Origin of the sequence: Pseudomonas sp. PS01303, from assembly GCF_029959385.1 — a bacterium.
GTDB classification, from domain to species: Bacteria; Pseudomonadota; Gammaproteobacteria; order Pseudomonadales; family Pseudomonadaceae; genus Aquipseudomonas; species Aquipseudomonas rustica.
Genome location: NZ_JASCPK010000226.1, coordinates 1 through 6033 on the forward strand (window position 1 = coordinate 1; position 6033 = coordinate 6033).

At 59.8% G+C, this 6033-nt stretch carries 6 protein-coding genes; 4 read left to right on the forward strand and 2 right to left on the reverse strand.

What is annotated here, in order from left to right; all coding sequences use genetic code 11:
• Positions 1-134: 134 nt before the first annotated feature.
• A complete protein-coding gene (locus QMX93_RS29270) occupies positions 135-1475 on the forward strand; it encodes a HAMP domain-containing sensor histidine kinase (protein WP_282359051.1) in 1341 nt (446 codons plus the stop codon).
• Positions 1476-1699: 224 nt separating this feature from the next.
• Here the strand turns inward: QMX93_RS29270 and QMX93_RS29275 are convergent, their stop codons facing one another.
• On the reverse strand, positions 1700-2266 hold the full coding sequence (locus QMX93_RS29275; RefSeq protein WP_282359052.1) for an NAD(P)H nitroreductase: 567 nt from the start codon (positions 2264-2266) through the stop codon (positions 1700-1702).
• Between the two features lie 121 nt (positions 2267-2387).
• On the opposite strand from QMX93_RS29275, the gene QMX93_RS29280 reads away from it, so the two are divergent.
• Complete coding sequence (locus tag QMX93_RS29280) at positions 2388-3842, forward strand: TrkH family potassium uptake protein (protein WP_008087314.1); 1455 nt, start codon at positions 2388-2390, stop codon at positions 3840-3842.
• On the opposite strand, the gene QMX93_RS29285 is transcribed toward QMX93_RS29280, so the two are convergent.
• Positions 3799-4860: an AraC family transcriptional regulator gene (locus QMX93_RS29285; protein ID WP_212545152.1), complete on the reverse strand. Its 1062-nt coding sequence runs from the start codon at positions 4858-4860 to the stop codon at positions 3799-3801. The two genes, QMX93_RS29280 and QMX93_RS29285, sit on opposite strands and share 44 nt — an antisense overlap.
• Before the next feature lie 164 nt (positions 4861-5024).
• On the opposite strand from QMX93_RS29285, the gene QMX93_RS29290 reads away from it, so the two are divergent.
• Both QMX93_RS29290 and QMX93_RS29295 read left to right on the forward strand, forming a co-directional pair.
• Positions 5025-5336, forward strand: coding sequence for a DUF962 domain-containing protein (locus tag QMX93_RS29290; protein WP_053118254.1), 312 nt, complete (start codon positions 5025-5027; stop codon positions 5334-5336).
• A gap of 25 nt (positions 5337-5361) precedes the next feature.
• Positions 5362-5952 (forward strand): HD domain-containing protein, encoded by a 591-nt coding sequence (locus QMX93_RS29295; RefSeq protein ID WP_212545153.1) that lies wholly within the window; start codon positions 5362-5364, stop codon positions 5950-5952.
• Positions 5953-6033: the final 81 nt, after the last annotated feature.

A 6033-nucleotide genomic window follows, 5' to 3' on the forward strand; every position in this document is an offset into this window, starting at 1 on the left:
CTGCGGCACGCTGCGATCTTTTGACTGTGGGACGCAGAGCGTCCCCGACTGCATTCCCACGCAGAGCATGGGAACGATCAGATCGCAGCGTGCCGCAGCTCCTACAGTGGTTTATGTTTGATTGAGGATTTTCTGTGCGTTCATTGTTCTGGCGTATTCTCGCGAGCTTCTGGCTGGCCATCGCTCTGGTGGCCGGGTTGTCGATTCTGCTCGGGCACATGCTCAATCAGGACGCGTGGATCCTCAGCCGCCATCCGGGCCTCAACACCTTGGCCGGCGACTGGACGCAAACCTACGAAGCCCAGGGCGAGGAAGCCGCTCAGGACATCCTCGAACAACGCAAACGCCAATATCACATCGACGTCCAGGTGCTGAACGAATCCGGCGATCCGGTGGTGCGCGGCACCTTCCCGCGTCGCGCCGCCGCCTTCGAAGCGCGGCAGAACAACGATGACCGACGCCTGCCATGGCGGCGCCTCACTGACGAATTCACCAGTGAAAAAACCGGTGACACCTACCTGTTCATCTACCGCATCCCGCACCCGGAACTCGACGCCTGGCACCGCGAAAGCCTGCTCTGGCCGTTGAGTGCGTTGGGCATCGCGCTGGTGGTGCTGACCCTGTTCAGTTTGCTGGTGACCTTCTCCATCACCCGCCCGCTCAGCCGTCTGCGCGGCGCGGTGCATGATCTGGGGCAGACCACCTATCAGCAGAACAGCCTGGCGAAACTGGCCAACCGCCGCGATGAATTCGGCGTGCTCGCCACTGACTTCAACCGCATGGGCGCGCGTCTCCAAAGCTTGATCGGCAGTCAACGCCAGTTGCTGCGCGACGTTTCCCATGAATTACGTTCACCGCTGGCGCGGCTGCGCATTGCTTTGGCGCTGGCCGAACGGGCCAATCCGGAAGAACGCGAAAAGCTCTGGCCACGCCTGACCCGCGAGTGTGATCGCCTCGAAGCGTTGATCAGCGAGATTCTGGTGTTGGCACGGGTCGACGCAGACAACGCCAGTGCGGAAGACGTGGATCTGAATGCGCTGCTCGGCACTTTGCAGAAAGACGCGAAACTCGGTTCGCCCGAGCAGACAGTGCGTCTGGACGTTGAACCGAATCTGCAACTCAAAGGTTGGCCGACGATGATTGAACGCGCCGTCGATAATCTTTTGCGTAATGCTCAGCGCTTCAACCCCGAGGGTCAGGCGATTGAAATGCAGGCCTCGCGTCAGGGCGAAAAGATTGTCGTCAGCGTGCGCGACCATGGGCCGGGGGTGCAGGCCGAACATTTGAGTCAGTTAGGTGAACCGTTCTATCGCGCGCCGGGGCAGACGGCGGCGGGACATGGTTTGGGCCTGGCGATCGCGCGGCGGGCGGCGGAGCGGCATGGCGGGAGTTTGACGTTGGCCAATCATCCGCAGGGCGGGTTTATTGCCAGTCTGGAATTGCCGCTGGTGCCGGGCGCGGTGGTGCAACTTTAAGAGCCTAAAAGCTACCCTCACCCCAGCCCTCTCCCGGAGGGAGAGGGGGCCGACCGCGGTGTCTGGTGTCATGCATCGACCTGAAACACTGTGTTGAATATGGATTCTGAACCGTAATCAACTCCGGATTCAGCCGAGCACTTTCAGGTCGGCGCACCTCAACAGCATCCCCCAATCAGTCCCCTCTCCCTCCGGGAGAGGGCTAGGGTGAGGGGCTCTTCGCTTTACGCCTGTCCGGGCCAAGCGCTGACAAACTCGGCCAGGTCAACCTTCTCCGCCACACGCGGTTCTTTCTGCGGCGTGCCGAGGTAGAGGAATGCGATCACTTCTTCACCTTCCGCCAAGCCCAAACCCTGCGCCACGTGCCGGGAATACGCCAAATCCCCGGTACGCCACACCGCGCCAATCCCCTGCGCATACGCCGCCAGCAAAATCCCGTGCGCCGCACACCCGGCTGCGAGCAATTGCTCGGCCTTCGGATACTTCACGTGTTCTTGCAATTTAGCGATCACTACAACCACCAACGGCGCTCGAAGCGGGCCGTTGCGGGCCTTGTCGATCATCGCTTCGGTGACTTCGCCTGCCTGCTGCTGTGCCGCTTCGGCCAGCAACTCGCCCATTTGCTCGCGCGCCGCGCCTTCGACGGTCAGGAAGCGATACGGCTGCAGATGCCCGTGATCCGGTGCGCGCATCGCGGCGCCAAACAAGGCTTCGCGCTGTTCGGCAGTAGGGGCCGGTTCGACCAGTCGTGGAACGGAAACACGGTTGAGCAACGCGTCGAGAGCCTGCATCGGCCACCTCCTGAAAAATATGTGCGGCTATTCTAGCTGTAACTGCCAACAGGATGCCGGTTTACATGCCCTGCCTCGCAGGTAGAATGGCGCCCTCCCCACCACAGCCCGAGCGGACTTCATGGCGTTGCCGACCTTACGGATCATTGGTTTCATCATCGGCATCTTCCTGATCACGCTGGCTGTCGCCATGGTCGTGCCCATGGCCACCCTGGTGATTTTCGATCGCACCAGCGATCTGCCGTCGTTCCTCTGGGCGAGCATGATCACTTTCGTCGCCGGCCTCGCGCTGGTGATTCCGGGTCGCCCCGAACACATTCATTTGCGCCCGCGTGACATGTATTTGCTCACCGTCAGCAGTTGGCTGGTGGTGTGTATTTTCGCCGCGCTGCCGTTTCTGCTGACCCAGCACATCAGTTACACCGACTCGTTCTTCGAGAGCATGTCCGGAATTACCGCCACCGGTTCGACCGTGCTCAATCATCTCGATGACATGTCCCCCGGCATCCTGATGTGGCGCTCGTTGCTGCACTGGATCGGCGGCATCGGCTTTATCGGTATGGCGGTGGCAATTCTGCCGCTGTTGCGCATCGGTGGCATGCGCCTGTTCCAGACCGAATCGTCCGACCGTTCGGAAAAGGTCATGCCGCGCTCGCACATGGTGGCGCGCCTGATCGTGGCGGCGTACGTCGGCATCACCATTGTCGGCAGCCTCGCGTTCTGGTGGGCCGGGATGAGCCCGTTCGATGCGATCAATCACGCGATGTCGGCGATTTCCACCGGCGGTTTCTCGACCTCCGACCAGTCGCTGGCCAAGTGGACGCAACCGGCGGTGCACTGGGTTGCGGTGGTGATCATGATTCTCGGCAGCCTGCCGTTCACCCTGTACGTGGCGACCATGCGCGGCAACCGCAAGGCGTTGATCCGCGATCAGCAGGTGCAGGGTTTGCTGGGGATGTTGCTGGTGACCTGGCTGGTGCTCGGCACCTGGTATTGGTGGACGACCAACCTGCATTGGCTGGATGCGCTGCGCCACGTAGCGCTGAACGTGACCTCGGTGGTCACCACCACTGGTTTCGCCCTCGGCGATTACAGCCTGTGGGGCAACTTCTCGCTGATGCTGTTTTTCTATCTGGGTTTTGTCGGCGGCTGCTCTGGCTCGACCGCGGGCGGGATCAAGATTTTCCGTTTCCAGGTCGCCTACATCCTGCTCAAGGCCAACCTTAATCAGTTGATTCATCCACGCGCGGTGATCAAGCAGAAGTACAACGGTCACCGTCTCGACGAAGAGATCGTGCGTTCGATTCTGACCTTTTCGTTCTTCTTCGCCATCACCATTTGCGTGATCGCCCTGCTGCTGTCGCTGCTTGGCGTCGACTGGATGACTGCGCTGACCGGCGCTGCCAGCACCGTGTCCGGCGTCGGCCCGGGCCTGGGCGAAACCATTGGCCCGGCGGGCAACTTTGCCACCCTGCCGGATGCGGCGAAGTGGATTCTGTCGTTCGGCATGCTGCTTGGCCGACTCGAGATCATTACGGTGTTTGTGCTGTGTATTCCGGCATTTTGGCGTCATTGACCGCGTTCGGCGCCTGCAACAGCCGCGCCCGGTAATCGCCGGGCGTGGTGTCGAACCAGCGGCGGAAGGCGCGAAAGAAATTGCTCGGATCGGCAAAACCCAACAGATATGCGATTTCCAGCAAGGTCATGCTCGGTTGCGCCAAATACTGCTCGGCCAGTTCGCGGCGGGTGTCATCGAGCAACTGCTGAAAACTCGTGCCCTCCTCCTGCAACCGTCGCTGCAACGTGCGCTGAGATAAATGCAGAGTTTGCGCCACGGTGTCGCGCTTCGGCTCGCCTTGCGGGAGTAAACGGCACAGCACCTGCCGTGCCTTGTGCGTGACCCGGCTCTCGGAAAACCGCGCCAGATATTCCCCGGCAAAACGATCGTGCAGCAGCGCCATCGCCTCGTTGGCGGTGGGCAGCGGCGCTTCCATGTCGGCGCGTTCGAAGATCAGCGCATCGTACGGTGCGTTGAACACCAACGGCGCGTGAAAGGCTTGTTTATACGGTTCGAGATCGGCGGGTTGAGCGCCCTGCACCAGCACCTTGACCGGGTGCAGCGTACGCCCGCTCAACCAGCCGCACAGGCCCAACGCGCAGGCCAGCGAGGCTTCAGCGCTTTGTCGGGTCGGCGGCAGATGATCGCCATGCACGGTCAGAATCAGCGCATAGCCTTCTTCGAGCAGACGAAAACTCAGGTCGGCACTTTCGGCGATGATCCGCTGATAGCGCACCAGCCGTTGAAAGCCTTCAGCGAGCGTATTGCTCGACATCAGCGCGTAACCGGCGACATGAAACGATGCCGGTCGCACCACTTTGCCCATGTTCAGGCCGATCGCCGGATTACCGGACAGCTCGACCGCCCGTTGCCACAACCGGGTCATGGAATCTTGCGGGAAGCGTGCATCCGGATCATCCAGAGCCGTGTAATCGAGCCCCAGTTGCTTGAACAAAACCCGGCAATCCAGGCCGTCCATCTCCAATGCTTTGACAATCCCCATCGCCCAGCTTGCAGAAGTCGTTCGTTCGCTCATGGCGTTTTTCTTTTACATGATGGGCCGCATGTTACGGCCTGATTTTCGAAGGATACTAAAGTGGCGCCGATTGTCACTGGCCCACGCCAATGATCACTCTAGACTCAAATAAGCTACCCGCAGAACAACTCGTCGCCAGAACAATAACCACAGAGAACGCGGTCGTGGAAAACATCAAGCAATTCAACAGCTTCGCTGAGTTCTATCCGTATTACCTCAGTGAGCACAACAACAGCACCTGCCGGCGTCTGCATTTCATCGGCACCACGCTGGTTATTTTCATTCTGGCGATGACCATCGCCAAAGGCGCCTGGCTGCTGTTATTGGCCGTGCCATTGGCGGGGTACAGCTTTGCCTGGATCGGGCATTTCTTTTTCGAGAAGAACCGGCCGGCGACTTTCCAGCATCCGCTGTACAGCCTGCTCGGCGATTTCGTCATGTACCGCGACATGATCCTGGGTCGCGTGGCGTTCTAAACAATAAGAAACACGAGGTTTGCCGATGAATGCCAATGCCCGTTTCACCCATATGAAGGATGGCACGCAGGAAGACTGGGCGATCATCGCCTCGGACTTCAGCGCCTACGCCAAACAATTGCCCTCGCGGATCATGGCTCACCTGAAATTGCTTGAAGGCGACTTCGGCGGCTTCCCGGTGGATCGCTTGACCCACTCACTGCAAACCGCGACCCGCGCCTTTCGTGATGGTCGCGACGAGGAATACGTGGTCTGCGCGTTGCTGCATGACATTGGCGACACTCTGGGTTCGTACAACCATCCGGACATTGCGGCGGCGATTCTCAAGCCGTTCGTCAGTGCTGATAACTTGTGGATGGTGGAGAAACATGGGGTGTTTCAGGGTTATTACTTCTTTCATCACTTGGGCATGGATCGGCATTTGCGCGAGCAGTTCGCCGGGCATCCGCAGTATCAGGCGACGGCCGAGTTTTGCGCCAAGTACGATGCGGCGGCGTTTGATCCGGCGTATGACACGCTGCCGTTGAGCTTCTTTGAACCGATGATGGAGCGGTTGTTTGCGCAGCCGAAGAACTCCATTTACAAGGCCGCGATGGAAGAACATAGCCCAGCCTGAGAACACCACAATCCAAAATGTGGGAGCGAGCCTGCTCGCGAAAGCGGTGTGTCAGACGGCAATGCTTTGTCTGAGGAATTG

Bases quoted from the DNA above. Each gene is read 5' to 3' on its own strand.
- QMX93_RS29275 (WP_282359052.1), bottom strand. From the start codon at position 2,266: ATGCAGGCTCTCGACGCGTTGCTCAACCGTGTTTCCGTTCCACGACTG.
- QMX93_RS29280 (WP_008087314.1), top strand. From the start codon at position 2,388: ATGGCGTTGCCGACCTTACGGATCATTGGTTTCATCATCGGCATCTTC.
- QMX93_RS29285 (WP_212545152.1), bottom strand. From the start codon at position 4,860: ATGAGCGAACGAACGACTTCTGCAAGCTGGGCGATGGGGATTGTCAAA.
- QMX93_RS29295 (WP_212545153.1), top strand. From the start codon at position 5,362: ATGAATGCCAATGCCCGTTTCACCCATATGAAGGATGGCACGCAGGAA.